Genomic DNA, 25,297 nt, shown 5'->3' on the forward strand with positions numbered 1-25,297 from the left:
CTGGGCGTGCCAGCCGTTGTCCAGCACGCCCACGTTCATTCAAAACTCTCGTACTGCACACGCCCGGCGCTGATTGCCAGTTCGTGTGCTGCTGATTTGGCGGCTTCGATCAAGCGGCGGGGGCCGCAGACGTAACACAGCGCGTCAGCCGGGGCGGCACGCATCACCGCATGCAAGTCGATGCGGGCTCCCCCTGGGACGCGCGTGAAATACAGATGCAGCTGCCCGGGAAACTCGACTTCGAGCCGATCCCGATAGGCCATCTCGGCGCCGCTCCTGCCGCTGTAGTGCAGCTCGAAGGTGTTGCCACGCGCCTTGAGCACCTGGCCCATCGCCTTGATCGGCGTGATGCCAATCCCGCCGGCGATCAGAATGGCCGGGCGATCGTCATCATGGAGCGGGAACTGATTGGCCGGATGATCGACAGCGAGTAGGGTGCCAATCTGCCACGACAAATGGATGGCCGCCGAGCCGCCGCGTCCTGACTGCTCGTGCAGCACGGCAATCTCGTACCTGTCGCGCCGGTGCGGATGGGTTGCCAGCGAATACTGCCGGGTGACCACAGCGCCGTCCGGAAGTCGCACAGGCACGGCGAGATGCGCGCCTGCCGTGACCGGAGGCAACTCGGTCCAGTCGGGGGCACGCAGTTCATAGGCCCGGACGCGTGGCGTCATCTGGCGTATGCCCGCAACGACAAGCTTCAGCGCGCCGCGACCGATCTCTTCGGCGCTTGCGGCGGCGGTATTGCGTTGTTCCGCCTCCCGCTGCCAACCGGTGACGAGCCCCCTGACTTCGCGCTCGGTAAAGCGCGGTGTGATGTATTTCGGGCAGTTCCAGTCGAACGCCTCCACCGTGATGATCACCCCACGCTCGACCCGTGCCCGATAGTCGGGCGACTCAAGGCGGGCAACGAGTGCCGGCTCCGTGTCCTCGTCGATCAGGCGTGCGCGTCCCCAAATCTTGAGCCGGCGCTGCGCGGGATAGTCCATCAGGAACAGGCTGACCCGGTCATCCCCGTCGAGGTTGCCGACCGAGATGTATTGGCGGTTGCCAGAGAAGTCGGCATAGCCGATCGTCTGTGGTCCCAGTACCTTCAGAAAACCCATCGGTCCGCCGCGGTGCTGGACGTAGGGCCAGCCGTTCTCGCCCACGGTGCCCTGGTAGAAGCTGTCACGTGCACCGATGAACTCGATCTCGACGGGTCTGAGCTCAACCGTTTCGGCATCGCCCAACTCGGTTGAACGGTAGGCGTCGCGGCTGCCCATCCGCGCCTGGGCGGCTTGAACTCTCGGGGTGAAGGCGATCTTTGCGAATGCACGTGCCATGGGGAACCTCCATGCGGCCCCGGGGGCGTGGCCCCCGGTTTTGGTTGACATGATCAGGCGGCAAGCTTCAGTTCGACTTTCGGGAAGTCAATGTCGACGCGTCCGGCCTTGCCCAGCAGGTTGGTCAGGATGTTCATGCCGACGTGGGTGATGACCTCGACGATGTCGGATTCGCTGTAGCCGGCATTGCGCATTTCCAGCAGTTCGGCGGTGGTGACTTCGCCCATGTGGGCGACCAGCGAGCGGGCAAACCTGACGGCGACTGCCGCTTTTTCATCGTGGCTGGTACCGGAACGATTGGCCTCGATCTCGTTGCCATCCAGGCCAGCCTTTCGGCCGATCGCCGTGTGCGCCGACAGGCAATACTCGCAGCTGTTTTGCTGGGCTAGGGCAAGGGCGATGCGCTCGCGCGTCTGCGGGTCGAGCGAACCGTCGCCTGCGATGCCATGCAGTCCCAGAAAGGCCTTGAGGGCGGCCGGCGAGTTGGCAAAGACCTTGAGGAAATTGGGCACCATGCCGAGCTTGGCATGGATTGCGTCGAAGAGAGCTTTCTGTTCCGGATTGGCCGATTCGGCGGTAACGAGATTGATGCGTGCCATGATGATTCTCCTGTTTGGTTTTGGGTTTGGGTGTGTCGTGTGCTGCCGACGGTTGTCACTTTGCCAAAGTCCACTGAATATAAGAATAGCTATATAATTGAATCCACTATTCCATTCGAAGGAATAACACATGGATCGATTTCATCTCATGACCGTGTTTGTCGCCGTGGCCGAAGAGGAAAGCTTCGCCGCCGCAGCGCGGCGACTGCGCCTGTCGCCACCGGCCGTGACCCGTGCCGTTGCTTTCCTTGAAGAACGGCTGGGCGTGCGGCTCCTGACACGCACCACCCGCTTGGTACGGGCCACCGACGCCGGCGTCCGCTATCTTGGGGACGCGCGGCGCATCCTGCTCGAGGCGGACGAGGCCGATGACGCGGCGGCCGGCATCAATGCCACGCCGCGCGGACACCTTGCGATCACGGCGCCGGTGCTGTTTGGCAAAATTTACGTGATGCCCGTCATCACGGCCTACCAAACGACGTTCAAGGAAACCACCGTGTCGGCGCTCTTCGTCGATCGCGTGGTCAATCTGATGGATGAAGGTCTCGATGTCGGCATCCGCATCGGGGTACTGCCCGATTCCTCCCTAAGGGCCATTCGGGTCGGGCAGGTGCGTCGTGTTGTCTGTGCATCGCCGGCCTACTTGAAAAAGTACGGCAATCCCCAAACCCCGGCGGATCTTGCGCACCATCAGATCATTGCAGCCACTTCAGTGTCCACCGGTTCGGAATGGACGTTCACAAGAGGGACGGAAAAGGTCGGCATCAAGCTCCTGCCGCGGATTCTGGTGAATACGAATGACGGAGCCCTGGAAGCCGCTAGGAGCGGCTTTGGCCTGACGCGGCTGCTTTCCTACCAGGTGGCAAGCGAAGTGGCGACTGGCACGCTCGAGGTAGTGCTGGCGGAGTTTGACGAGGCGTCGATGCCGGTTCAAGTGATACATCGGGAGGGGCGCCACGGATCGGCCAAGGTTAGAAGTTTCGTCGATCTGGCTGTGGAAAGGCTGCGGGCAGATACCGCATTGCAGTGAGTTTGTGCCCCTCCCGCAGGCATTCGTTCTCTTGAGAAAGCCGCGATTACCGTTCCAGCCAGCGACGGGCAATTTTCCCGCCAGGACCACTCTTTTTGATCGGCAGCTGTAGCATCATCTTGCTGGCGGTAAACGACTGCGTCGCTGTTAGATGAACTCAAAGTCTCTTTGAGGGCGTGAACTGAGTTTTTCAACTGCATCGGCGAGAAGTGGACTCTGGCTCTGGAGAACCCAAACCCACCAGTCAGCAGCCGTTGAACCGGTTCTGACCAATTGTTTCGCTTGGCGGGCGGTCAAGCAGCGAGAACTGTCCCTGACGACCCTGACAAGGCGATGGTTCCGGCAAGTGCCCGCTGTCAGAGTCTCCAACTGTCGAAAATTTTTACACCCGCAAAGGCTTTTGGCGATGGCGCTAACGTAAGTTGTTGTATTTAAATATAACGTAGTTCCGGCATATATATTGCTCACACAAAGGCGAGTTGTCTATCAGGATGTGAAAAATGAAAAATCAATTATTTCCTATCCTTTCCTTCCTTAGCTTCAGAAAAGGAACACGATCATGAAACGCATTCTGCAAATCAGCGCACTGACGCTGGCGCTGGTCGGCGTTGGCGGCGCTCAGGCCATCACTCTGTCGGACCTGTTGAGTGGCGGCAGCATCACCGCCGGCGACAAGGTCTTCAACAGCTTCACGGCGCTCAGTTATATGTCGGGTGACGGGCGAGTCGCGAACTACGCCAACATAGACGTCACCGCGCTCGACGATGGCGGCATGGACCCTGGCCCCGGCCTGCGCTTCACGGCATTGAACGGCGAGCTGACCGTGACGGGCAACGACAACTACAACTTCATTGATCTCGCGTTCGGCTTTCGTGTCACGGCACCGGTGGGCAAGCTGATCAAGGACAACACGCTTGCGTTTGCTCCGTTTGGCGCGAGCGTGTTCTATAACGGTGACGGGGCCAACGACCTGGGGGTCAGAATCCAAGAGTGGGTGGGCGACGCCTTCGTGGACCCGACAACGTCGGGTTACATCTACACGGAGTTCTCAAATCTTGACGGGACGCTGAACTCCGTAATCTCGGCCAGTTCGAATTTCGCGCCGCAGCAGTCGGTCTACGTCACCAAGGACATTCTGGTCTGGGCGGCCGACGCCACCGATACGGCCACGTTGTTCGGCTTCGACCAGCGCTTCTCGCAGCAGCTCAACAACGTGCCCGAACCCGGCACGTTGGCACTGGCTGCGTTGGGCGTGCTGGGCGCGCTGGGTATCGGCCGGCGCCGCAACCGCAACACCTGAGGCGCGCATTTAGCGCCCGGCGAGCATCGCAGGGCTGGGCAATGAGTCGGGGGTGGTTCCAAAAGAGCCACCCCTTGTTTCGTGTGCCCGGCGCTGGCCACGACGGGCGATGGCAGCTCGTCTTGCTTTGGCTTCGAGCTTTGCGCCTGTTCGCCTTCATGGAAAGCGAATGTCGGCAGCGGGAGCAGCACCGGCCATCCAACGCTCGCGAGGTTCAAGGACAGGAATGGGTCGTGATGCGCCCGACCTCTCGTCGACTTCGTCGCCGGAAAGCGGTCAGTGAAGTTTCGCTTCCCGGAAGCGGCCATTCATCACCGAGTGCTGACGACCCTCAGCGGCCGATCAGGTTTCTCCAAACCGGTCAGTCAGCCAAATCCAGATTCTGCGAACTGGAATTCTCCGCAGCGGCCATTGGCGACCTCAACCTCCCGGCCATATCCGGCCGTTCGTGGACGGCAGCTTCCTGGAGACGATGCGCAGCTCCGTGGTGACTCCAGTTCCTCTCTTTCGACTGTCGTATGCTCTGAAAAATCGGGCCGGCCCGGTGCATTGCCTACATGCGCCCCAAGCGCTCCAATAGCAACACGCGCTCACGTTCGTTCCCAGTCCAGGCAATGGCCTGGCGCAGGGCTTCGCGCGCTTCCTCGATGCAATCCAAGCGCTGTAGCAGGTCGGCACGCGCGCTGGCCCACCAGGGATAGCCGGCCAGGGGGAGTGCCTCCACAAGCGGGAGCGCTTGCGCCGGCCCGATCGCGTGGCTCAGCGCAACGGCGCGGTTAAGCGCAACGACGGGGCTGGGTTGCAACGCGAGTAGTGCGTCGTAGAGCCGCAGCAAATGAGGCCAGTCGGTGTCTTCGGCGTAGGTGGCGCGGGCATGCACCGCCGCCAGTTCGGCCTGCAGGGTGAGAGTGCCCGGCCCCTCCGATCGCAGTGCATTCAGGCTGCGGCAGCGCGCCAACGCAGCCAAGCCGCGTCGCACCAGTAGGCGGTCCCAGCGGTGCCGATCCTGTTCCAGCAGCAGCACTGGACGGCCCAGCGCATCGGTGCGCGCCGGCAGGCGTGAGGCTTGCAGCTCCATCAACGCCTGCAGCGCCTGCGCGTCTGCCTCCGTCGGAAGCAAGGCGGCGAGGTGTCGCGCCAGTCGCAGGGCCTCGTGGCACAGGGTCGGCCGCGTCCACTCGGCACCGCTGCTGGCGACATAGCCTTCGTTGAACATCAGGTACAGCACCGTACAGACGGCATCCAGACGCGCGGCGCGCTCGGATGCCGGCGGCAACACGAAGGGTTCACCGGCCAGCTGCGCCTTGGCGCGCGTGATTCGCTGAGCGATGGTGGCCTCCTTGGCGAACAGGGCGCGCGCGATTTCGGCCACCGTCAGTCCAGCCACTAGGCGTAAGGTCAGTGCCCATTGCGCCGCGTGCGCAAGCTTGGGGTGGCAGGCGATGAACATCAGCCTCAACGCGTCGTCACCCACTTCGTCGGCCTCGTCGGCCAGCAGCAAGTCCAGCGGGTCTGGCGCGAGGTGGGCCGCGCGCGCATCGGCGTCATCACCCAGCGCTTGCTGTTCCCGCGCCGCCATTTGTGCATGGCGCATTCGATCCAACAGGCGGTGCTTCGCGGCGATCATCAGCCAGGCGCCGGGGCGTTCGGGCCAGCCCTCGGCCGGCCAGTGTTGCATCGCTGCCACCAGCGCGTCTTGCACGCAGTCTTCGGCCAACGCCAGATCAGCACCTGCGCGCAGCAGAGCCCCGGTAAGGCGCCTGACTTCCAGGCGCCAGACGGCTTCGATGGGAGGCGTCATCCGCCCTGCTTGATGGCGGCCAGCTGTTCGCGGATGATGCGCTCGGCATCTTCGGGTGGCAGGTCGATGCCGCCCATCAGCGGGCGCACCTCGATGCAGCAGGGCTGACCAGGGAACGGAGCCGGAAATCGCTGCGCCCAGGCCAGCGCTTCGTCGTGTGATCGCACCTCGATCAGCGTGTAGCCGGCAATCAGCTCCTTGGTCTCGGCGAAGGGACCGTCCATGACGAGCACCTGACCGGCGGCGTCGTACTGCACGCGAAATCCCTGACTGCTGGGCTGCAGACCGGCACCATCGAGCAGCACGCCGGCCTTGGCCATCTCGTCGTGGAAGGCCATCATACGTGGGACGAGCGTAGGGTCATCAGGGAAGTCGCCAGACTCGCTCATTGTGGTGGCGCGAACTTGGATCATATAACGGGGCATGGAAGTCTCCTAAAATGGTTACATTACTCGACGAACGGCGGCGGCGCATTTCGACAGCCCCCCAACTTTCGGGGTTGCACTACTCCGGCTGGCAGCTTTGCGGCGGCGAGATCAGGGCAGCGAATGGCCCTTCTGGGTCGTGATGCGACCGACCTCTCGTCGACTTCGTCGACGGAAAGCGGTCAGTGAAGTTTCGCTTCCCCGAAGCGGCCATTCATCACAGAGTGCTGACGACCCATAGCCGACCGCCGGCGTCGAGGAAGCAGACGTTCAACGCCGTGGATAAGTCGCGCGCGATTAGCGAGTCGATCTTCATCTGCTTGTTAGGTTGTTAAAGCTCCAGCCTATCAGGCACATACAGTGCAAATTTACCTTGGAGTGGCCTAGCCCTATGTAGAGTTACATTCGTCGCTAATTCTTTGTTTAGGGCCTCAATTGTTAACTTAAGCTCGTCAAATTCTTCCTCTTTCATTCGCATTCCTGCTATGACTGATTTGAGAACACGTTCCCGGTCATACGGATGAATGCCATGGCCACGGATGAAATCCACAACTCTTTCTTCTTGTTCGTATTCCCAATCAGCGCTTTTTACAAGAAAGTGCTTCTCCGTACTGACGAGGCGATCATCAAAAGGGTCAATACTAGGCTTTTCTTGCGCATATTTGACCTCTTGTGGATATAGCCATTTAAGGATGCAATCTGTTGCTTCCTTGTGGGTTCCCATGGCGGACGTTGGTATGCTGAATTCAACTACGAACCCCGTGTGCGATTCCGCATAGTGCGCCCACATTAAAAGGTTTAAAGGGTCTCTTGAAAGGGAGCATATTCCTATTCGACTAGTGAATTCGCCGCCATATTCCGGGGACTTAACCGCCTTCTCGTAGCGTTTTATCATCTCCGGCTTTTTTTGAATTCGCTGGGCAGGAGATAGTCCCAGGGCATATCCAGCATTTTTAATTAAATCGCTTCGAGTCGCTATATATTTAGAATGTTGTGCAGGGTCAAAATCAGGAGCGCAGTCGAAAGGATCATTAAAATCTTTGGGTGAGGTGAATTTCATTGTACCGTCGCTTAGCACAGAAAGCGATCCCTCATTGCAAGGGAGATATTTATAACGAAGCAAATCAGTTTTCATCTGTTTTGAGTGGCCTCGCACCGCGTCATCGCGCCGCGTCTAGCGACCTAAGGAGGCGAGAACAACGCCAGGTTGCGCCTCATCAAAGAGTAGCGCAAAGATAACCCTGCAAGCTGCTGCTGACACCACCTGCCGCGTAAGTAACGGTATGTGCATCTGCGTTGACGGACACCACTCGTATTTCTGGGTGAATGCGGTCGATGTAGGTAGCTGGGTTGTCGTAAATTGCGCGAATAAACGAAACTGGCATTAAGTAATAGAGCGCTGAGCTTCCGCAAACCCAAAGTTCGTAGTCGGCGCTAAGAGTGTTGGGGTTGATGTTGAACTTAAACTTTCCTGATGCGTCTAGGTTTCTTGCGCAAAAGCGAACGTGAACAAGAGCTTTACCAATTTGCGCCTTGGCTTTTCTCACTGAGACTATGCTCACTCCATTTGCGACGTTGGCAAGTGCAGCATTCTTTTCACTGGCGCTCATAGAAGTCCCTACCTTTAGGTCCCGCGCTCAGCTAAGCGACGAGAACGAAGTGAGCAATCAGTACGGCGTGTATTGTCCGTTTGCTCGGTTTACTTTGGCAGCCAAGTAAGCTTTGAACGACGGATGGGTTTTGTAATGCCATATTTTTGGCTTACATCTTTAATCAGATTGTAAAAGGATAGTTCGGCCTCTGGCGAAACCACCACGCTCCGAAACAATGTGTTCAAGTTGCGTACCGGCAGGCGAATTGCACTGGGGTTGTTTTCCCACTGGCTATGTTGGCGTGGTACGATCATACGAACTTCCGCCTCATATCTATAAGCTTTGTGCTTGAAGCGTAGAAAATCGGTGTAACGCCCCACAATCATGTCTGGATTCTTAAAGTGATCAATGTATTGCACCTTATGAATAAGAATTTGCTCATTCCATTCAAGAGCCGTTTTAACCAGCTTGTCAACCGTCGTCGTGATGACTACGGCATTCTGCGAAGCGCCGTATAACTGCCACAATGCCATATTGTCGTGGGCTCCTAAACTCCAGCAATTTGCGTAGTTCCCAATACGAGACCTTCTGTAGAAATGATCGGCGTCAGTGTCAACGAGTTTCTGTCGGTGAGCTTCATTTCGGGCTTTGCGGAATGCTGGTGTTAATGCGCCCTCAAATCGATCAGAAAATCGGTCTGCGCGATTGAAGTAAAGTTCTCGAGAGCAGAGAAGGTCAAGATATTTGTAGAGATCCAAATATCGGCGGAGAATTTGTCCAGGCTTCAAGTCGACGTCGGTTGACACCTCTGGTGAAGCGTTCATGGTTAAGTTGGCCTAACGTTGTTATCGGGAGACGGTTTTGCGCTACAACTCCGCCGCCTGATCCCCAAGTCAGCGTCGCGCGACACGCTGTAAGCCTCACCATCGCAGGCTTTCGCGCGTACGGCGGCTACTTCTACGCGCTACCAAATCTCTGCGAAAAGCAGCACTTCGTGTGTAGGGGGATAGCATACACTGAGAGAGCCTCAATGGCCGTTTTGGGCGGAATTCTTCAGCGTCCGTTGCTGGCCGGGTCGAGACAGTGCAAGCATCAAGTTGCTTGCCGAATTCCGGACATTCAGCCGCGTCAGGGAACGCCTTGGCTATTCAAATTGGATGACCACCTCGACCGGCGGGTTGGCCGACTGCTGACGCTCAAGAATGTAGCGCAGCGGCGTGCTCGCCGGCGAATTTTCCGCGCGGCCACAGCGTGATCGGATAGCACTCAGCGTGCAGCTCCCCTGAACCTGTGCCGTGGCTGCCTCGCCACGGAAATTCCAATAGCCCCTATCCTGGCCAGGCCTGCATCCGGAAAGAGTCGGCGAGAAAGTCGATCAGCAGGCGAACCTTCGGCGCGACGAACTTGCGCGATGGGTAAACCGCGTACACGCCGAGTTCGATCGAACGGTAGGCCGGCAACAGCTCGACCAGGGTTCCGGCGATCAGATCCGGGCCGACGAGGAAGGAAGGTTGCAACACGATTCCCTGATGGCGCAGCGCGGCGACCCGGCAGGTGTCGCCGTTATTGGTGCGCAGGCGCGGTGACACTTTCACCGACAGCGTGCCTTGTGGCCCCGTGAACGGCCAGTTGTCGCCCATCGAGAACAGGCTGTAGGCGACGACCGCGTGCTGCGCCAGCTCCGACGGATGCGCCGGCGTGCCGTGATTGCGCAGATAGCTGGGGGAGGCACACAACACCAGGCGCGCCGAGGTGAGCTGGCGGCTGATCAGCGTGGAGTTGGGCAGGCGCGCGATGCGCACCGCCATGTCGAAGCCTTCCTCGACCAGATCCACCACGCGGTCGGCCAGCGTTACGTCCAGCGTCACTTTCGGGTGCAGGGCCATGAACTCGACCCATAGCGGCGCCAGATGCAAGTGGCCGAAAGTGAAAGGGACGTTGATGCGCAGGATTCCCGTGGCCTCGCCGCTGACCGAGGTGATTTCGGCTTCCGCCTCTTCGACGCCGGCGAGCAGTTCCTCGCAACGCGCATGGAAGACCTCGCCCTCGGCCGTCAAGGACAACTTGCGGGTCGTGCGGTGTATCAAGCGCACGCCCAGGCGCGATTCCAGATCCGCGACATGGCGCGATACCGCCGCCTTGGACAGCGCCAGCGCGTCGGAGGCGCCGACAAAGCTGCCGGCGTCGATCACGGCGACGAAAACCCGCATGGCTTCGAATCGGTCCATTGGTCTCGAAATTCGGAACAGTGAATCGCATTCAAGCATGTTTATCTGTCCAGAGGCAATTTCTACAATGCGCTCTTCGCTTGACCACCCTTGTCCGGAGCACCCCATGAGCACCGCCAACACCACTTCCCTCCTGCAACGAATCGTCGCTACCAACGCCGGCTGGAGCGCGCTGGCCCTGCGCATTCCCGTGGGCATCATCTTCGTTGCCCACGGTGCGCAGAAGCTGTTCGGCGCCTTTGGCGGCTACGGCCTCGAAGGTACCGGCCAGTTCATGGCCTCGCTCGGCCTGACGCCGGGCTACCTGATGGCCTTGCTGGCGGGCAGTGCCGAGTTCTTCGGCGGTCTGGCGCTGATCCTCGGGCTGCTCCTTCGTCCTGCTTCAGCGACCCTGGTGTTCGCCATGCTTGTCGCGATCTTCAGCGTGCATATCGACAAGGGCCTGTTCATGGCCAACAACGGCTACGAATTCGCCCTGGCACTGCTCGCCGCATCGCTCTCGCTGTTGATCAGCGGCGCGGGTCGAGGGTCGCTGGATGCCCTGCTGGCCGCGCGCGGCGCGCGCTGAAGCGCAGCGCGCGAACACTCATCCGACCAGGAGCGACGCCATGGAACGTCTACCCAGTTTGTTCGTCTCGCACGGCGCCCCCAGCTTCGCGATGGAGCCCGGCCTGGCCGGGCCGCGACTGACGGCCCTGGGTCGCGAACTGCCCAAGCCCCGCGCGGTGCTGATCGTGTCACCGCACTGGATGACGCCCCGTCCGCAGGTCGGGATGGTGGAACGGCCGAGGACGATCCACGACTTCGGTGGCTTCGACCCGGCGCTGTACGAGATCGACTACCCGGTGGCCGGTCACCCGCAGCTGGCGCGTCGCACGCTCGATCTGCTGCAGGAAGCCGGCTGGTCGCCGCGAGCGGACGAGCGCCGCGGTCTGGACCACGGCGCCTGGGTGCCGATGCTGTACCTTTACCCCGCGGCCGACGTGCCGGTCTTCCAGGTCTCGCTGCCGTCACGGCTGGACGCCGATTCGGCGTGGACCTTCGGTCAGGCGCTCGCGCCGCTCGCCGACGACGGCGTGTTGATCGTCGGTTCGGGCAGCCTGACCCACAACCTCAACGAGGTTCGCGGCGCCCACGGCCCCCACGGCCAGCGCGGGCACCACGGTCATGAAGAGGCCTATGTGGCCGAATTCGCCGCCTGGGTTCGCGAAGCCCTTGTCGCCGGCGACAGCACGCGCTTGCGCCAGACCCTCGCCTTGGCCCCGTATGCCCAACGCGCGCATCCAACCGCCGAGCATTTCTGGCCACTGCTGGTGGCCGCCGGCGCGGCTGCCACGTCCCTGCCGGCGACGGTGATCGATGGCGGCATCACGCACCGCGTGCTGGCGATGGACAGCTTTGTTTTCGGAAGAGCCGGCCGCGAAGGTCGCGAAGGTCGCGAAGGTCGCGAAGGTCGCGAAGGTCGCGAAGGCCGGGATGACGGCATCGTGGCGAAGGAAATCCTCGACGCCGGCGGGCACTCTCTTGCGCAAGGCGATAGCGGCGAAATTCGTGGTACGGAAGCTTCCGTCTGAACCACCACCCAGCGAGGAGCGGGCGCGATCCAAGAACCGGCGCCACGGTTCCGGTCCCCGAAAAGCGAGTGCTTCCACTTCACGGTTGTCGGGAGTGCCGCCCTATTGCGAGCACTCCCTACGGTAGTGATGCATTCTGGATGAGACGTTCGGCAAGCATCTCCCACCCACCGTCATTGCGAAGAGGCGCAGCCGACGCGGCAATCCAGAGCTTTGGTTTTTCGCGTTGTGAATAGGTCAATGCGGCGGGAAAGAGTTAGAGGATGGAACTGGATTGCCACGTCGGCTGCGCCTCTTCGCAATGACGTGTGGGCTGGTGTAGTGCCGCACTCCTCATTCCTCGTTCCCGACAAGCCTTTCAGTAAACCTGACAGCGGAGCGAAACCGACGCGGTAGCCGTAATTTAGAGGTCCCATATTGCGTGTAATACGACACTAGCGACGATCGCTCCGCTTCGCGCCCTCTCTCGCAAGCAACGCCGAACGCCGAAGCGCATCCGGAAATTCTCCCCGGCAGCCTGGGCCTCGAAGAATTCCGCGTCGCCGTCCAGCTCATCGAAGCGCTCTACCCCATTCGCCACGCCGCCGAAACCCTGGGCCGCCGGATCGACGACAGCTACTTCGCCGCCGGCAGCGAAGCCTACGTCCGAGCCTTGCTGGTGGGCCAGTACGCCAAAGTCCACCACATCCACACCGGCGCACTCGAAGAAACCCTCGACGACCTCGGTCGCCGCTTTGCCCGCAAGACCAGGAAGAGCACCGAAGCCCCGTAAAGCCAGCCCTCTGGCCGGCGGCGACCATCCCGGTCATTGTGCCGGCCAGGGGTGCCCATTCCAGGGACGGATCGATCGATCCATGCCGGAGAAGCAAGGGTCCATGCCGACGATCGATCATTCCATGAAAAACATGGGAGGTTTCATGTCGCTGATAGAACGCTTCATGAAAAAGATGGAACGTTTCATCCACACGATCGACGCTTCCGTCAAAAACAAGAAACGACCGAGGTTGGCGATGAAACATTCCCTGCCAACGATAGAAGGCTTCACCACCGACAGGGAGCGATTCGCCAATCTCGGCCAATTCTGCCGTCAGATCCTCAACGACTAAGCCGCAATCTCCAGCCACTGCACGACCCCAGCCTGCCGCTCACCAACAATGTGGAAAATCTTCCCACCTGGCCCAATTGTCGCCTCGACGAATGGTTGCCAATCAAAAAACTGCCTGCCTGATTTACAAAAGGGTAGGTGGGTGCGCTGCACGTTCACCTTGACGAAGCGCCACAAGATTCGGATGCGGAAGGTGGCACTCTGCCGGGTTTCCCGGTTTCCCGGTTTCCCGCGGGTTTCCTGCTCTTCCGGCATCAGGCAGTGCTCGGGGTGCCATTTGGAAGGGCTCTTCTGCAAATGGTGACGCATGCCGGCCCAAGATCGGCGATTGACGGCTGCACGCGGCGTCAGCCATACTCTCCGAAGGCCGGTTGGATTTCCTCTCCTTTACGCGGCCGCCGGGCTTTCGCAGAAACCATGAAGGCATGCCACGCAGGGCGTTGACCTACGGCGCCATGCGAGCCTTTTGCGAGGGCGCGACGAGGCGTGCCGGGCCATGTTTCTCTGGTCCGGTTCATGGCCGCGAGCCACCGACAGTGACGGGGCATGAAATGAGCAAACTTGCTCTCTCTCGCAGGCGTGTCTCCGACGGGGTTGCCAAATCGGCGGACGCCGCGCGCCCGGCGACGAACTCGGGCATGCCGCGCTACCTGGAACGTCGCCCTGCCGCCGTGGCCCAACCGACCGACGCAAGCGCAGTGCCGGGCGATGCGATCGCCGATCGCGTGATGTCGAATGCATCGGCTTTTCCGCAGGCAGGCGAATCGACACCGCCCCACTCCCGAACCAACGAGACACACGCGGCAGCGTTCGCTCTGCACGGCGTTCGAGCAAAGCTCACCGTCAGTCGTCCGCAAGATCCGGACGAGGAGGAAGCCGACCGCTTGGCGGACCAGGTCATGCGTATGCCGAGAGGCGGGCCGCTGGCGACGTCTCCGTTCGTGAACTCGGCCGGCGCGTGGGCGTCGGCGAAGGCGGAGCGCGACACGCGCAGCCCTTCCCTGTCACGAAAACCCACAGCGTCGGGCGCGGCGCCCACTGCCTCCTTCGCCGTTCCGGACCGGAACAGCGGCCGGGCCTTGAACGCGAGCGTGCGTGACTTGTTCGAGCCACGCTTTGGTCGTGATCTCGGTGACGTTCGCATCCACGACGACGCGGCGGCCGCCGATTCGGCGCGCCGGATCGGCGCGCGTGCCTATGCCTACGGTGATCAGGTCGTCTTCGGCGTCGGCGAGTTCGCGCCCGACAGCGACGCCGGGCGGCGCCTGCTCGCCCACGAACTGACCCACGTCCTCCAGGAAAAAGAGGGTGAACAGCGCATCCGCCGCGCGCCCGAGGACGTCACGCGACTTAACCAGCTTCCCTTGTCGGCACACCGATCCCGGCCGCATTTCACCATCGCTTTCTACACGGTGTACGCGGAGGCGACCGGAGATCTCCCGGATTTCAAGGCACGCGTCAAGTCGGCCTGCGCCGAGAGCAGCGAGGGGCTGAATCTGGACGCGGGCAACCAGGGCGCGGTCAACGCGGCGGCGGACGAGATGGCGGAGTTGACCGACGGCCTCACCGTCGGCGGAGCCTACCAGCCCTTCGATCTCGCCGGGGCAGTGAAGAAGCTCTACGAACTGATGCCCTCGGTACCGGGCGACATCCAGGTCACCAACTTCGGCTTCGAGTACATTTACGGGCGGCTCGTCTCACATTCGGCCGATTTCGTGGCCTTGAGCCTGCAGGAGCACGCGCACGGCCCCGATATCGACGCCGACCCCGATCTCAGCGCGGTGGCCGGCAGCAGCGACACGGCCTTCGTGCAGCTGTCGCAGGACCTGGCGCGCATCGTCGCCGCCCTCAGCGACGGCAAGAGCCTGCTGATGCTGGAGCTGGAGGGTTTGGTCAGCACGCTCGTCGATCTCCGCAACCAGTTCGATCCGCGCGCATCGCGAGACGAGCAGGCTGAGAACTACCGGATGCGCAGCGAGCTGGCGCGTCGGGCGCTGCTCGTCAACGACAAGCTGATGAAGATGAACGACGATCCGACGGCGCCCACACCGCTGGACACGAGCGTGGAAAAGACGCTCTCGGAAATCCGTAGGACGGCAAGAAGCGAGGAAGACACGCGCACCGCGCTCGGCGACACGAAATCGCTGCTGGCGGCACAGCCGCTCAACATGGCCGATCGGGTGGACGATCCCTTCTTCAAGGAAAGCGGGCTGAGCGAGGAGGCCGAAGGGGCGGAGATCAAGCCGCAAGTGGCGTTTCCGAAGACCACAGAGGGCTTCGCGGCCGAGGCACAGCACGACCTCGCGGATCGGATCAACAGGCAAAGCAAGGGCCTGCAGGAGCAACTGGCCCAGATCGTCCCGCCGCACGAGGAATCGAAATACAACCTGCCCGAGTTCGCGAAAGTACACAAGCACTGGTTCAGCCTCTTCGGCATCGAGGCGGAGAAGGCCATGATCCAGCAGGCCGGCGCGCTGGACCTGTGGCACGGTATCCACCAGGCAACCGCCATCGGCACGCTCTCGGTGAGCGGCGACATGATGACGGCCTGGCTGCGCTACGAAACCATGAAGCAGACCATGGGCCTGCTCGGACTTTTCGTCGGCACCGGGGTTGAGCGCGAGTTCGGCAGCGTGATCGCGCAGCAGACCATGCGCCGAAAGCAGGCGCTTTCCGGAACCGGTGCCAGCGATGCGCGATACGAGTTCGCGGAGCTCTACGGCAGCGCGTCCTCCCTGACCACGGGCGGCGAGGAGGCCTCCCGCAGCAAGGTCGCCGCAGAAGGCGCCAAGACCAGTTCGGCCCAGTTCTCGCGTGCCGCAAGCGTGCCGACCTTCCTGCAGACGCAGGCTGCCCACCAGCAGGGGCTTACCCCGGCACCGCTGCCGGTGCTGGGACTGCGCAAGGTCGAGGCCAAGGAAGGTTGGAGCTATCTGGTCGAAGTTCCCGATTACCTCTCGGGAAAAACCATCGCCTACGAGCAGAAGACGGCCACGCCCGAGGTCGCGGATTACCTGTTGGCGCAGCGCCAGCACGCCGCGACCCTCAAGAGCACGCATTCGGCCTTGGTGACGGTGTCCTCCCCCGGCAAATTCAGCAATGCCAGAACACTGCGGCACGTGGGGCCGACGCCCGCGCTGGAGGGCGCCCAGACCTCGCAGACTTCCAGCCTCGAGCGAGCCGACCGGGACGCGCGCGAGGCCATCGCCATGCCCGGACGTGGCAGCAGCAAGACGGCTCCGACGGGTACCGAACTGCTGCAAGGCGCGATGCTCGACTATCTCAACTTCTTCTTCAAGGAGGGCGATTCGGCGCTGCGCGTCGCGGCGATCATCCATATGATGAATGTCGAGCACGGCATCGGCAAGGTGTTCGACAAGATGCTGGAGCCAGCGGAAATCGCCAAGGTGCTGACAAAAGCTTTCGGCATGGGCTTCGGGCTCGGCGTGCTGGCCAGTCTGGGACCGATCGGCAGCATATTGTCCTTGGGGATCGGCAAGGCGATGAAAGTCGCCGGCGGAAGCGACATTACGGCCGCTCTCACCGTGGCGGCATTCCTCAAGGAAGCGGCCGAAACCGGAGACTTCTTCACGGCGCGAATGATGGGCTATCTCGGCGTTCCCATCGTCGAGGACATCAAGCAGCTCTTCGAGTCGGTGATTTCCGCCCCGGCGGCGATGGCCGGCGCGAAGGCAGCGGATGCCAGCGTCAAGGCGGTGCTGGACAAGATCAACCAGAAGCCGCCGGCAACCATCGCCGAGGCGGCCGATCTCGCGCGCGAGCTGGCGAACGCCTCGCCGGACGCGCGCGCGGACATGCTGGCCGCCATGGACAGCCATATCGCCGATATGGAAGCGCAGGGATTCGGCAAGACGCAGTCCAGCCAGGACTACGACGTCATGATCGCGTTCCGCAACGCCTTCCATCAGCAGAGCACGCTGAACCAGATGCTCGATCCGTTCACGACCAAGCTCGAAACCAAGGTGCCCGAGGAGGCGAAGACAGCGTTCGGCGGCGAGCCGTTCCGCCTGAAGACGCCGGGAGAGCGTGCCAAGCTGCTGGCGGCGATGGGCGACCTCGCCGGCAAGGTGATGCTGTTCCAGGATCCGACGCTGCGTGGCGGCGACGCGGCGACAGTGCGGGTCCATTACGACAACGGCAAGGTGCGGATACATCACGGCAGCGAGGCCTCCGCGCGCGACATCGAGCTGCACTTACCCACGGTGCGTACACTGCGCAAGTATGAGGGCTTCAGCGGGTCGGTGCGCAGCCTGCTCGCGCGCGCGATTTCCCTGCTCGGCTTCACGCAGACGCCGCAGTACGGCAGCAAGGGCTTCGAGGCCGAGCTGGAAATCAAGAAGCTGACCGAGATCCGCGACGATCTTCTCGCCCGGCAGGAAGCGATCGATCTCAACGCGCGGCGCCTGATCGACAAGCAAATTGACAACGCGATCATCGACCGGCACATCGCCGACATCGACAAGCAGATCCTGCAGCACATGCGCGATCTCGACTCGCTGGAGGCCGGTCAGGGTTTCATCGCCGCCCGGAAGAAATCGGCTGGACTCGCGCGGGCAGAGACGCTCGGGCTGGATCAGGCGACTCCGACGGGGCACTACTGGCGAGAGCGCGAGGGGCAGCTCGAGTTGGTATGGCAAAACGAGAAGGCAGCGGGGTACTTCCTCAATCAGGACATCCTGCGAGCGGAGATCGCCAAGGGCAAGGCGGGCGATGCAAAGCTCGCCATTCGCCCGATCGCCGAGAACGCGTCCGCAGGTGCCCTGAAAGCGACTTCGATCGGGTTGGGAGACGCGCCGAAAGGACATCATTGGCGCGAGGACACGACCGGCGGGCTCACGCTCATACGCACGGACGAGAAGGCGCCGCACTTCTGGTTCGACCACGACGCCTACAGCAAGGCTGCAGACAAGTCGAAACCCTCGAAGTTCATCCGCCCGATCGCGGAGAAAGCAGACAGCGATTCGGCGTCATTCGACGCCAAGACCTGGGACGAAGCCTACGGCGAGCTCGGTGGCGGCGAGGCGAAGTCATCGTTCGGCAAGTTCACCAAAGTGATCGGCGAACTCGGCGTCGACAAGGTCGCGATCATCGACAAGATGAAGCAAACGGAAGGCGGGGATTCACGAGGCGATTCGCCGACCGGACTCAAGATCAGAACGATTCGGCACACGACCAAGCAGCACTTCATCGATGAAGTCATCCTGCCCCACCTGATCGATCCCAAGTCCCTGGCGGATTCACCGCGCTACCAGGCGCTGATCGATCAGGGCATTAATCCGCGCGAGGCCCAGATCGCCGCCAGCCACGAGCGTCTGCTCCGCATCACGCGCCAGCTCGACAGCGCCGACATCGGTAGCCTGGGCGAAAAGTGGCACACCCACTGGTTCGCGCAAACCGGCGACAAGACGCAGTTCAGCGTCAGCCAGAAGGATATCTCCGATCGGTACTCGGGCACCGACCTCGGTCAGGATCGCAATCTCGACCTGCTGAAGCTCGTGGGCGACGAACAGGCCGATCTGGTGGAAATCAAGAACCTCTCCTCGCCGGTCGGCGAGCGCGAAAGGGGCGAACTGGACGCGCACCTCGCGCTACAGGGCAAGGATGTCATGATGCCGGGCGCGGCAGGGGCCAAGGCGACGCCGCGAACGATTCGCATGGTCGTATGGGTGATCCTGAATCCCGATTTCCTGACCTCCAATGCGAACGTCGTATTCATGACGGATCGGCTGAAGAAGAACGCGTCCCTGGAGTTCCGCGTCTACGACGACAACGGGAAGATGGTTTCGGTCACCGGCGCGAACTATCGGACGGTGCTGGCCGGGCTGGCCGCCGCGGCGAAGAAGTCGAAGGCTGCGCGCGAGGCGGAGCCTTGAGCCGCCGCGATCGAAGACCCCGGTGCGCTTGGCAAGCGCGCTCAAGATTGCAGCAAGATGGAGACGAGGGCGACAAAGGTGATTGAACTAAGCTTGTCCGGAAAAGACATCAATGCGCTGGCAAGACAGATCAGCGAGCAGTCGTACTTCCACGAGTCGCTGCCGGAAACGCTGGAAACCGATTACGCCGCGCAAGCGATCGCGCCCGGGTGGCCCGATCGGATCGGCGACGCCTCCAAGTGCTTCGAGGCGGTGTGGGACGGGCAGCGGCGCCTCGCCGTCTACCCCGGCCTGACGGTGGAGGTCACACTGCCGCTGCCGCCGGAGTCCGAACCGATCATCGATTGGCTGGGCGAGCTCGATTTCGAGCTCGCATCCTTCTACACGCTGCATCCCGAGTGGCAAGCCATCGATCCCGATTACCTCCCGCCGGGCTTTACCAACCGTCATCGCCTGCACGGCGCCTTTGCAGCCATCAAGGGCAAAGGCCACCGGCGCCTGGTATCGGATCGGTGGCTCGACTACTGTCCGATCAAGCTGACGCGCCGGGGTGATCTTTCCTTCGTCCAGTTCCACGACCTGAAGGCCGACGCCGCCACCAGTCTGCAGCAAGCCAAGCCCGGTCACATCGCGCTCAGCAGCGAACCGCAGGGCGGCTTCATCAAGGATGGCTATCTGCTGCGGCATGACTTCAATGGGGTTCTCGAAGAACGAAGGGGCGTGCTGAAAGTCGCCGTGCTTGGGCGTAGCCTCTCGGCGCGGGAAATGCTCGACGCCTGCGCGGTGCGCGGGGAGGTCAGGGGCAAGAGGCTCAACAATGTTGGCTTCGTCTTTCTCGACGAGACCGAAATCGGCGATCATCTTCACCAGTTGTGGTTGCGCGGACTCGAATGCTGGACGATTCGCGACGGACGCGAGATTCGCCTGGACGATGCCTACGCACCGCCGCCGCTCGCGCCGCCTGCCTGGGCGCGATAGGCTCAGGAACGAAAGGCGAGCGATGAACAGATGCAGCTTTCACCCACGCTCCATTGCGAGCGCCGATCGATCGAGAAGCGCTCCATCGCGGCGTGACGCGGGTCGCGGTTTCGGCGCGTCGCCGCAGCGCTACCTGACCAGCACGCGCGTGACGATGACCCGGCGGCCGCGCCGCGCGCGCTGCAGTGCGGATCACGTCGAGCGAGGCCGCCACCCTCGGTGTGTTCGAGATTGGCATGACGACGCAGCCCTCCACGCCGACCAGCAATGCCGGGATCGTGGATACGATCAAGCTCCCCCCTGAGCCGAACGGCCCGTACTCGGTGGAGATCGGCCTCGTCCCGGCGGTCAATGTGACCGATGTCGCCGGAGAACGTCCGCTTCGGAGATCTCATGAAGGTTTGCGAGGAGCACTTCGCGAAGCCACGCCAATCGGGTACGAGTCTTGCGATCTTCAAGACGCCTTGGGTGGGCGATCCCCGGATCAACATCCAGGACGACAAAGGCAGGGCGAAGGGGTATCAGGTTCGGCAGGTGCTAACGGCAATTGATAAGTTGGAGGACATGCGCAATGAACGTTGATCATTACACCTGCCGTGTCACCTGGTCGCCCGAGGACGGCGAGCACCTTGCCCTGTGCGCTGAATTCCCGTCGCTGTCGTGGCTCGCAGCGACGCCAGAGGCAGCGCTGAAGGGGATCCGTCAGGTGGTATCCGATATCGCCGCCGACATGACAACGGCTGGCGAGACCATTCCTGTAGCTCTGGCGGAAAAACACTACAGCGGTGAGTTCCGTGTCCGAACTCCGCCAGAAGTCCATCGCTCATTGGCCATGCAGGCGGCTGAGCAAGGCGTGAGCCTGAACAGGCTGGCCAGTGCAAAGCTGGCTGGCTGACGGCCACGACGTTCGCTAACAATCTGGCTACACCTGCCGCCAGATGGTGATGGACTGCTTTCGGCGCAGATGCTGGGGGAGTCCTGTCGGCCATCAAGAGACGTAGACGCGGGGAAAAATCGCCCGGCACGAATGTCGGCTAACTGATAAGAAATCGGCAGCGGTGTTTGGTCGGTCAGACCTTGACGATCTCAGGAATGGACCCACTTTTGCTCACAAAAACGGACCCCCCTGGTCGTCATGGCCATGCGCGCGAAAGTGCCGCGCACACAGCCATTCCCGAGCGTACTCGCCTCTACGCGGCGTCAAGGGTACGCTGCGCCGGGCTGCAAAAACCGCAGCCCGCCCTTGACCCCGCTCCGAGGCGAAAACCTGAGTGTTGGCGCGCGCCAACGGTGGGTCAATTTTCGTGAGCAAAAAAGAGTCAGTTTTCGTGAGCGTCGAGGGTCAGAGCATTACACCTCACCGCACAGCGCGAGGAGTTCACGCGTCTGTGTGACCTGCGCGTCCATCTGCGCGCGCGTGAAGAGCTGCAGCGCGGTTTCGAGCCATGGCCTGGCTTCCTGTGGCTGCTGCAGGTCCTTGAGGAGCGAGTTCCCCACCAGGAGATACAGCGGCGCCGCGCTCTCGAGCTTGCCATCGGCCTCCAGCAAGCGCGCCGCCTCCAGTCGCGCGCGGACCGATTGCTGCGGCCGCTGCAGGTCGCGAACCGCTTGCGACGAGGCCGCACCCTCGAGCAGTTCGACCATCGCCGGCACGGGCCTTCCGGTCGCGCGGCTGGTGCAGCGCTGCAGCTTCTCCTGCAACGCCGGCATGCGCTCGGCGATGTTGCGCAGGCGCCAGTTCGCCATCGCCCGCCAATACGATCGCACGGCAACCGCCTCGAGACCCGGCGCTTCCGCTTGTGCGTCACCGATATCCTCGGCCACCGTGGCGGCGCGCTGGGCGTCCCCACACCGTTCCAGCACGTCGAGCGCGGCAATCATGAGGGGCACACGCTGTGTCACCGGCATGTCGACCGCACGCATCATCGATGCATAAGACGACAGTGCCAAGGCGGTCTGGTAGTCATCCTGCACACTGAATCCGAGCTCGACTGCCCTTCGGACGCTCTCCCTCGCCTCTTCGTCGCGCCCCTCTTTCGCCAGTAGCGTCGCCGACAACATCGCGATCGAAAAATCCAGAGATCCGTTCGGCTCGACCTTCGCGATCCCCGCCGCTTCGTCAAGATCCGCACGTGCGCGTTCGCTGCCGTCGGTCATCAGGCGAGCCGCCGCGAGGTTCAGGAGAACGTAGCGCAGATCCCTACGGTAGCCGAGCATCCTGACCAGCGCGAGCCACTCTTCGCCCGTGGCAACGGCGTCGGCCCATTCGACGAATTCGAGCTGGCCAACCATCCGAAGATTGAGAATCCGAGACAGGCTCCGTTTGTCGCCCGCCTCGCGGGCGCTACGCTCGACGTAATCGAGGTGCTCGAGAAATGGCTTGCCATAGCCAAGCCGCAACTAGGCGCGCGCGAGCGCTTCGTACAGGTTGAGTGGGACGATCGCCTCGGTAGGCCCCTTACCGGCGGCTGCCTGACGCACAAGGGCCTCGGCATCACGCCACGCATTGAGCGCATCGGTATTGCGCCCCCAGGCCCGTGTGTAGGGAGCCAAGCTCGACGAGCGCCGAATAGATCCCCGGCCACACGCCGAGCGCGCGGGCCTGCTGCTCCGCGGCTTTCAGATGGGCATAGGCATCGACGAATTGTCCGTGGTTACGGAAAGCGGCACCGGAGAGCAGGTTCGCCTGGCAGGCCAACTCCACTGAGCCGAGGCCCAGCGCCAACTCACGCATCCGGTGGAAGCAGGCAATGGCCCCGCTGTGGCTCCCCTCCACGTTCAGCAGGCTACCGATGGCGCGACATGCGGTTGGCGGACTGATGTGCCGCGTCGCCCATTCATCGAGCGCGGATGCCAGACGGGCGCGCTTCGCATAGCGCCACGCAAGCCTCTCCTCCGTCGCGACCGCGGTGGCGACAGGCCGCAAGCTTTCCGGAAGCACGGCGGCAATCGCGTCGGGCGCGAGCCCCGCAGCGACCAGTGCGCGGCCCCCGTACATCCGGGCGAGTTCGACGACGAGCGGATGCGGTTTCTCCTGGTACTCGTTCGAGCGAAAACAGCTCCAGAAGAAACCACGGGCCCGATCGAGCAGGCTGACCATGCCGAGGTAGTCAATATCGATCTTGAGATCAGCGCCGCTGTAGCCCCAGAAGAGGAAGTAGTGCGAGACCAGCAGCCGTTCGAGTGCCGCCCGGATCGTAGAGCGAAGCCCACTCCCTTCCTGCTCAACGGTCGCAGTGATCGTCGCGGGAATCGTGATGCAGCCGTGAATTTTCAGCAGGTGAACATCCTCGGCGGCAGGCGTGAACGAGGCGAATTCTGCGTCAGTACGATACAAGCGAAACGGCACGTCGCGTTGTCGGAGCGCCTTTTCGAGAAAGCCGTCGAAGTTGTGGTGACTACGTGCTGAACAAGCCCCTCCGCAGCGAGCGCCGCCACCGCTTCGTGATTCGCGTTCGGCTCGCCGTCGTGCAGGGCACCCAGGGAATCGAAGTAGGCGGGCGTCGCGTCCGCGAGGACGCTCGCCACCAACTCCGGCGTCATGCCACGCTTGCCCGCCTGCGCGAGCATTTCAACCGCGGTGAGGCGGCCAATGTAGGCGGCGGAGGTCGGGTCGCGGGTCGCGGGTCGCGACAGCGGCGATCGTCAGGTCGCGCAGGTCATGCCAGTCGGGAAGTCCGGCCGGTGGATCCAGACTGATGCCAGCGCCACAGAAGAGCGCGATCTGCTTCGCGGCGAGCAGTCTCGCTGCGGCGTTCGCTTCCATTTGCACCTCCTTCGAGGGACTCATTCTCGCCAGCCTCTGTGATATACCTCACAAGTTGGGTGTGCTGTATAGGCATGGTAGCCCCCATATCGTCGTCGGACCAATCAACGACCAGTTCTCTGGCGCTGCAGTCATTGGGGGGAATGCGTCTTGAGCATCCGCTGGACTCCGCATTGCCGCCTTTCAACCGCGTTCGCGGAAAAAAGCGAAGTCGATGACTCCGGATGACCGCTTGCTGACCAACGCTACTGACCTTTTCGACCCAAAGGCGCCACACGGACTCCCGAAAAACGGAAGTTCGAAGCCGCGCTTCTGCAGCCTCAACGTTTGAGTTAGACGTCAAAAGGCGATAACGCCACGCATACTTACAGCGGCTCCATTCCAGATTTCCTTACAACGGCGGCCGTTTCCGGCTGCCGTAGCGCTCTCAGAAAGGCTTGAGCCGCTTCTGGCTTGGGCGCTCGACTGTGCGCTGCGCCAGAGTAGATCGTGTAGTTCTGAATCTCCTCGGGAATGGGACCGAGGAACTGGATGCCCTTGACGTGGAGCAATTCACTGATCTGCTGGAACCCAAGCTCGGCCTCACCGGCAGCCAGTATGTCACCGATTTGAGCGCCGGAGGGCGGTTGCTTGACTTTGGCCTTGATCTGCTCACCCACACCCAAGCTGCTGAAGAGGTCGGACAGATAGCGTCCGCTTGTGCCCAAGGAGATGACGATGGACTTGGCGCCCAGCAGTGCGGACTTAAGTCCCTCAATCGAGGAAACATCGGGTCGAAGTGCGGACGGCGCGACCGCCACGCCGATAGATGACCTGGCAAAGTCGGTGCGGCTGCCTTGCGACAACTTGCCTTCGGTGGTTAGGCGATCGATGTTTTGCGCCGCATTGACGACGACGTCTGCTACTTCGCCTTCAGTGATTCGCTTCGTGATTGCTTCCGTGCCTGCCCAACTAACGATGACCGTATTACCGGAGGACTTCTCGAAGTTTGTCACTGCCTCTGAAACTGACTCCTTTGTCGCATTCGGCGCTAGAACACTGATGTTGGCTGCTGTGGCATGAAGGCAAGTTGCCGCAGCACCTGCGCAGAGGATGCGGATCAAGAGAGCTACGACTGAAACCGGTTTCATGTATACCTCCGTTGACTGATGGAGTCCTGTCCGATGAGCTCGCGTTCTGCGTAGCTGAAGAACGGCCATTCTGATGCCTAACGAATAGCGTTTATCTGCCGCCCCCGACAGCGCCCCACTCATCAACCGTGGGCGGTTCGCGGCAGATAAACCTTGTTGAACTGAACCGCCGCACTGGCGGTAGCCATGGGAATTGTAAGGCGGGGCCACCCAAGGTCAATCGTTTTGCATGAATTGAGCGAGCGGATCGACGCTCATTGATCGGCGACGATGGGCGTCGATAGCCGTTCGGGCGGGAAGCCGCTGGAGAGCAACAGACGGGTTCTGGCACCAGTCGGCCACCAAGAAGGCGAACGCCACCGCGTACCGCATCACCGCCAGATCGCCGATTGCCGCCAATTTCTTCTGTATCGCAGTCCAGCGGCTGCTCACCGAAATCGTCAATGCGTACTTCTGTTAAGGCGATTGCCGGAAAAGAACGTACCAGATTGCGTCGGATTTTCGGTCGGCTTCAAGGCGCGACAACAGGCGCGTAGGCGAACTATGAAAT

General features: G+C 61.8%; 24 protein-coding genes and 2 pseudogenes. 10 read left to right on the forward strand and 16 right to left on the reverse strand.

Annotation, left to right across the window (positions count from 1 at the left end; translation table 11 throughout):
• Window positions 1-35 precede the first annotated feature (35 nt).
• A complete protein-coding gene (locus QZ648_RS20440; protein ID WP_291998141.1) occupies window positions 36-1,325 on the reverse strand; it encodes a pyridoxamine 5'-phosphate oxidase family protein in 1,290 nt (429 codons plus the stop codon).
• A 53-nt stretch (window positions 1,326-1,378) separates the two neighbouring features.
• A complete protein-coding gene (locus QZ648_RS20445; protein WP_291998142.1) occupies window positions 1,379-1,924 on the reverse strand; it encodes a peroxidase-related enzyme in 546 nt (181 codons plus the stop codon).
• Between the two features lie 130 nt (window positions 1,925-2,054).
• Here QZ648_RS20445 and QZ648_RS20450 point away from each other — a divergent pair, with 130 nt between their 5' ends.
• Window positions 2,055-2,954, forward strand: coding sequence for a LysR family transcriptional regulator (locus QZ648_RS20450; protein ID WP_291998143.1), 900 nt, complete (start codon window positions 2,055-2,057; stop codon window positions 2,952-2,954).
• Window positions 2,955-3,513: 559 nt separating this feature from the next.
• Entirely contained in the window at window positions 3,514-4,254 is a 741-nt protein-coding gene (locus tag QZ648_RS20455; protein WP_291998144.1) for a PEP-CTERM sorting domain-containing protein, read from the forward strand.
• 553 nt (window positions 4,255-4,807) lie between these two features.
• Here QZ648_RS20455 and QZ648_RS20460 read toward each other — a convergent pair.
• From QZ648_RS20460 to QZ648_RS20485, 6 genes are all read right to left on the reverse strand, one after another.
• Window positions 4,808-6,055 carry a DUF6596 domain-containing protein gene (locus QZ648_RS20460; protein ID WP_291998145.1) on the reverse strand — a complete coding sequence of 416 codons (1,248 nt, stop codon included), beginning with the start codon at window positions 6,053-6,055 and terminating at the stop codon, window positions 4,808-4,810.
• Window positions 6,052-6,480 (reverse strand): YciI family protein, encoded by a 429-nt coding sequence (locus QZ648_RS20465; protein WP_291998146.1) that lies wholly within the window; start codon window positions 6,478-6,480, stop codon window positions 6,052-6,054. The genes QZ648_RS20460 and QZ648_RS20465 overlap by 4 nt, the downstream gene beginning before the upstream one ends.
• Before the next feature lie 331 nt (window positions 6,481-6,811).
• A complete protein-coding gene (locus QZ648_RS20470; protein ID WP_291998147.1) occupies window positions 6,812-7,615 on the reverse strand; it encodes a DUF2971 domain-containing protein in 804 nt (267 codons plus the stop codon).
• 82 nt (window positions 7,616-7,697) lie between these two features.
• Complete coding sequence (locus QZ648_RS20475; RefSeq protein WP_291998148.1) at window positions 7,698-8,090, reverse strand: hypothetical protein; 393 nt, start codon at window positions 8,088-8,090, stop codon at window positions 7,698-7,700.
• Window positions 8,091-8,179: 89 nt separating this feature from the next.
• Complete coding sequence (locus QZ648_RS20480; RefSeq protein ID WP_291998149.1) at window positions 8,180-8,896, reverse strand: DUF2971 domain-containing protein; 717 nt, start codon at window positions 8,894-8,896, stop codon at window positions 8,180-8,182.
• Between the two features lie 504 nt (window positions 8,897-9,400).
• The gene (locus QZ648_RS20485; RefSeq protein ID WP_291998150.1) at window positions 9,401-10,300 is read right to left on the reverse strand and encodes a LysR family transcriptional regulator; all 900 of its coding nucleotides are present in this window, start codon (window positions 10,298-10,300) and stop codon (window positions 9,401-9,403) included.
• A 106-nt stretch (window positions 10,301-10,406) separates the two neighbouring features.
• Here QZ648_RS20485 and QZ648_RS20490 point away from each other — a divergent pair, with 106 nt between their 5' ends.
• From QZ648_RS20490 to QZ648_RS20505, 4 genes and pseudogenes are all read left to right on the forward strand, one after another.
• The gene (locus QZ648_RS20490) at window positions 10,407-10,868 is read left to right on the forward strand and encodes a DoxX family protein (RefSeq protein WP_291998151.1); all 462 of its coding nucleotides are present in this window, start codon (window positions 10,407-10,409) and stop codon (window positions 10,866-10,868) included.
• 91 nt (window positions 10,869-10,959) lie between these two features.
• A pseudogene (locus QZ648_RS20495) lies at window positions 10,960-11,697 on the forward strand (class III extradiol ring-cleavage dioxygenase); the annotation flags it as partial.
• Between the two features lie 123 nt (window positions 11,698-11,820).
• Window positions 11,821-11,945: pseudogene (locus tag QZ648_RS20500) on the forward strand (HU family DNA-binding protein); the annotation flags it as partial.
• A gap of 804 nt (window positions 11,946-12,749) precedes the next feature.
• Window positions 12,750-12,980 carry a hypothetical protein gene (locus tag QZ648_RS20505; RefSeq protein ID WP_169067388.1) on the forward strand — a complete coding sequence of 77 codons (231 nt, stop codon included), beginning with the start codon at window positions 12,750-12,752 and terminating at the stop codon, window positions 12,978-12,980.
• On the opposite strand, the gene QZ648_RS20510 is transcribed toward QZ648_RS20505, so the two are convergent.
• Window positions 12,977-13,234 carry a hypothetical protein gene (locus QZ648_RS20510; protein WP_169067389.1) on the reverse strand — a complete coding sequence of 86 codons (258 nt, stop codon included), beginning with the start codon at window positions 13,232-13,234 and terminating at the stop codon, window positions 12,977-12,979. The two genes, QZ648_RS20505 and QZ648_RS20510, sit on opposite strands and share 4 nt — an antisense overlap.
• Window positions 13,235-13,617: 383 nt before the next feature.
• Between QZ648_RS20510 and QZ648_RS20515 the strand changes: the two genes are divergently transcribed.
• The gene (locus tag QZ648_RS20515) at window positions 13,618-18,873 is read left to right on the forward strand and encodes a DUF4157 domain-containing protein (RefSeq protein WP_291998152.1); all 5,256 of its coding nucleotides are present in this window, start codon (window positions 13,618-13,620) and stop codon (window positions 18,871-18,873) included.
• Window positions 18,874-18,951: 78 nt separating this feature from the next.
• Window positions 18,952-19,851: a hypothetical protein gene (locus tag QZ648_RS20520; RefSeq protein ID WP_169067391.1), complete on the forward strand. Its 900-nt coding sequence runs from the start codon at window positions 18,952-18,954 to the stop codon at window positions 19,849-19,851.
• Window positions 19,852-19,853: 2 nt separating this feature from the next.
• On the opposite strand, the gene QZ648_RS20525 is transcribed toward QZ648_RS20520, so the two are convergent.
• On the reverse strand, window positions 19,854-20,246 hold the full coding sequence (locus tag QZ648_RS20525) for a hypothetical protein (RefSeq protein ID WP_169067358.1): 393 nt from the start codon (window positions 20,244-20,246) through the stop codon (window positions 19,854-19,856).
• On the opposite strand from QZ648_RS20525, the gene QZ648_RS20530 reads away from it, so the two are divergent.
• Entirely contained in the window at window positions 20,212-20,433 is a 222-nt protein-coding gene (locus QZ648_RS20530) for a toxin HicA (protein WP_169067392.1), read from the forward strand. The genes QZ648_RS20525 and QZ648_RS20530 overlap by 35 nt on opposite strands.
• On the forward strand, window positions 20,423-20,746 hold the full coding sequence (locus QZ648_RS20535) for a type II toxin-antitoxin system HicB family antitoxin (protein WP_169067393.1): 324 nt from the start codon (window positions 20,423-20,425) through the stop codon (window positions 20,744-20,746). The genes QZ648_RS20530 and QZ648_RS20535 overlap by 11 nt, the downstream gene beginning before the upstream one ends.
• 455 nt (window positions 20,747-21,201) lie before the next feature.
• Here QZ648_RS20535 and QZ648_RS20540 read toward each other — a convergent pair whose 3' ends face one another.
• The 6 genes from QZ648_RS20540 to QZ648_RS20565 all read right to left on the reverse strand — a co-directional run bounded on the left by QZ648_RS20540 (window position 21,202) and on the right by QZ648_RS20565 (window position 25,191).
• Entirely contained in the window at window positions 21,202-22,251 is a 1,050-nt protein-coding gene (locus QZ648_RS20540) for a hypothetical protein (protein WP_169067394.1), read from the reverse strand.
• A gap of 94 nt (window positions 22,252-22,345) precedes the next feature.
• Complete coding sequence (locus QZ648_RS20545; RefSeq protein WP_248595478.1) at window positions 22,346-23,188, reverse strand: SIR2 family protein; 843 nt, start codon at window positions 23,186-23,188, stop codon at window positions 22,346-22,348.
• On the reverse strand, window positions 23,125-23,421 hold the full coding sequence (locus tag QZ648_RS20550) for a hypothetical protein (RefSeq protein WP_169067395.1): 297 nt from the start codon (window positions 23,419-23,421) through the stop codon (window positions 23,125-23,127). The genes QZ648_RS20545 and QZ648_RS20550 overlap by 64 nt, the downstream gene beginning before the upstream one ends.
• A 1-nt stretch (window position 23,422) precedes the next feature.
• Entirely contained in the window at window positions 23,423-23,617 is a 195-nt protein-coding gene (locus QZ648_RS20555; RefSeq protein WP_169067396.1) for a hypothetical protein, read from the reverse strand.
• Between the two features lie 365 nt (window positions 23,618-23,982).
• The gene (locus QZ648_RS20560) at window positions 23,983-24,747 is read right to left on the reverse strand and encodes a substrate-binding domain-containing protein (RefSeq protein WP_169067397.1); all 765 of its coding nucleotides are present in this window, start codon (window positions 24,745-24,747) and stop codon (window positions 23,983-23,985) included.
• Window positions 24,748-24,963: 216 nt separating this feature from the next.
• Entirely contained in the window at window positions 24,964-25,191 is a 228-nt protein-coding gene (locus tag QZ648_RS20565; protein ID WP_169067398.1) for a hypothetical protein, read from the reverse strand.
• Window positions 25,192-25,297 lie beyond the last annotated feature (106 nt).

The organism is Candidatus Accumulibacter sp. ACC012 (assembly GCF_907163155.1).
GTDB lineage: Bacteria > Pseudomonadota > Gammaproteobacteria > Burkholderiales > Rhodocyclaceae > Accumulibacter > Accumulibacter delftensis.

Coding starts and splice junctions, on each gene's coding strand:
- QZ648_RS20485 (WP_291998150.1), bottom strand. CDS start 10,300: ATGGACCGATTCGAAGCCATGCGGGTTTTCGTCGCCGTGATCGACGCC.
- QZ648_RS20555 (WP_169067396.1), bottom strand. CDS start 23,617: ATGGAAGCGAACGCCGCAGCGAGACTGCTCGCCGCGAAGCAGATCGCG.
- QZ648_RS20475 (WP_291998148.1), bottom strand. CDS start 8,090: ATGAGCGCCAGTGAAAAGAATGCTGCACTTGCCAACGTCGCAAATGGA.
- QZ648_RS20560 (WP_169067397.1), bottom strand. CDS start 24,747: ATGAAACCGGTTTCAGTCGTAGCTCTCTTGATCCGCATCCTCTGCGCA.
- QZ648_RS20525 (WP_169067358.1), bottom strand. CDS start 20,246: ATGAGATCTCCGAAGCGGACGTTCTCCGGCGACATCGGTCACATTGAC.
- QZ648_RS20550 (WP_169067395.1), bottom strand. CDS start 23,421: ATGCTCGCGCAGGCGGGCAAGCGTGGCATGACGCCGGAGTTGGTGGCG.
- QZ648_RS20445 (WP_291998142.1), bottom strand. CDS start 1,924: ATGGCACGCATCAATCTCGTTACCGCCGAATCGGCCAATCCGGAACAG.
- QZ648_RS20490 (WP_291998151.1), top strand. CDS start 10,407: ATGAGCACCGCCAACACCACTTCCCTCCTGCAACGAATCGTCGCTACC.
- QZ648_RS20455 (WP_291998144.1), top strand. CDS start 3,514: ATGAAACGCATTCTGCAAATCAGCGCACTGACGCTGGCGCTGGTCGGC.
- QZ648_RS20470 (WP_291998147.1), bottom strand. CDS start 7,615: ATGAAAACTGATTTGCTTCGTTATAAATATCTCCCTTGCAATGAGGGA.
- QZ648_RS20505 (WP_169067388.1), top strand. CDS start 12,750: ATGCCGACGATCGATCATTCCATGAAAAACATGGGAGGTTTCATGTCG.
- QZ648_RS20515 (WP_291998152.1), top strand. CDS start 13,618: ATGCCGCGCTACCTGGAACGTCGCCCTGCCGCCGTGGCCCAACCGACC.
- QZ648_RS20510 (WP_169067389.1), bottom strand. CDS start 13,234: ATGCCGGAAGAGCAGGAAACCCGCGGGAAACCGGGAAACCGGGAAACC.
- QZ648_RS20450 (WP_291998143.1), top strand. CDS start 2,055: ATGGATCGATTTCATCTCATGACCGTGTTTGTCGCCGTGGCCGAAGAG.
- QZ648_RS20535 (WP_169067393.1), top strand. CDS start 20,423: ATGAACGTTGATCATTACACCTGCCGTGTCACCTGGTCGCCCGAGGAC.
- QZ648_RS20530 (WP_169067392.1), top strand. CDS start 20,212: ATGTCGCCGGAGAACGTCCGCTTCGGAGATCTCATGAAGGTTTGCGAG.
- QZ648_RS20465 (WP_291998146.1), bottom strand. CDS start 6,480: ATGCCCCGTTATATGATCCAAGTTCGCGCCACCACAATGAGCGAGTCT.
- QZ648_RS20440 (WP_291998141.1), bottom strand. CDS start 1,325: ATGGCACGTGCATTCGCAAAGATCGCCTTCACCCCGAGAGTTCAAGCC.
- QZ648_RS20480 (WP_291998149.1), bottom strand. CDS start 8,896: ATGAACGCTTCACCAGAGGTGTCAACCGACGTCGACTTGAAGCCTGGA.
- QZ648_RS20460 (WP_291998145.1), bottom strand. CDS start 6,055: ATGACGCCTCCCATCGAAGCCGTCTGGCGCCTGGAAGTCAGGCGCCTT.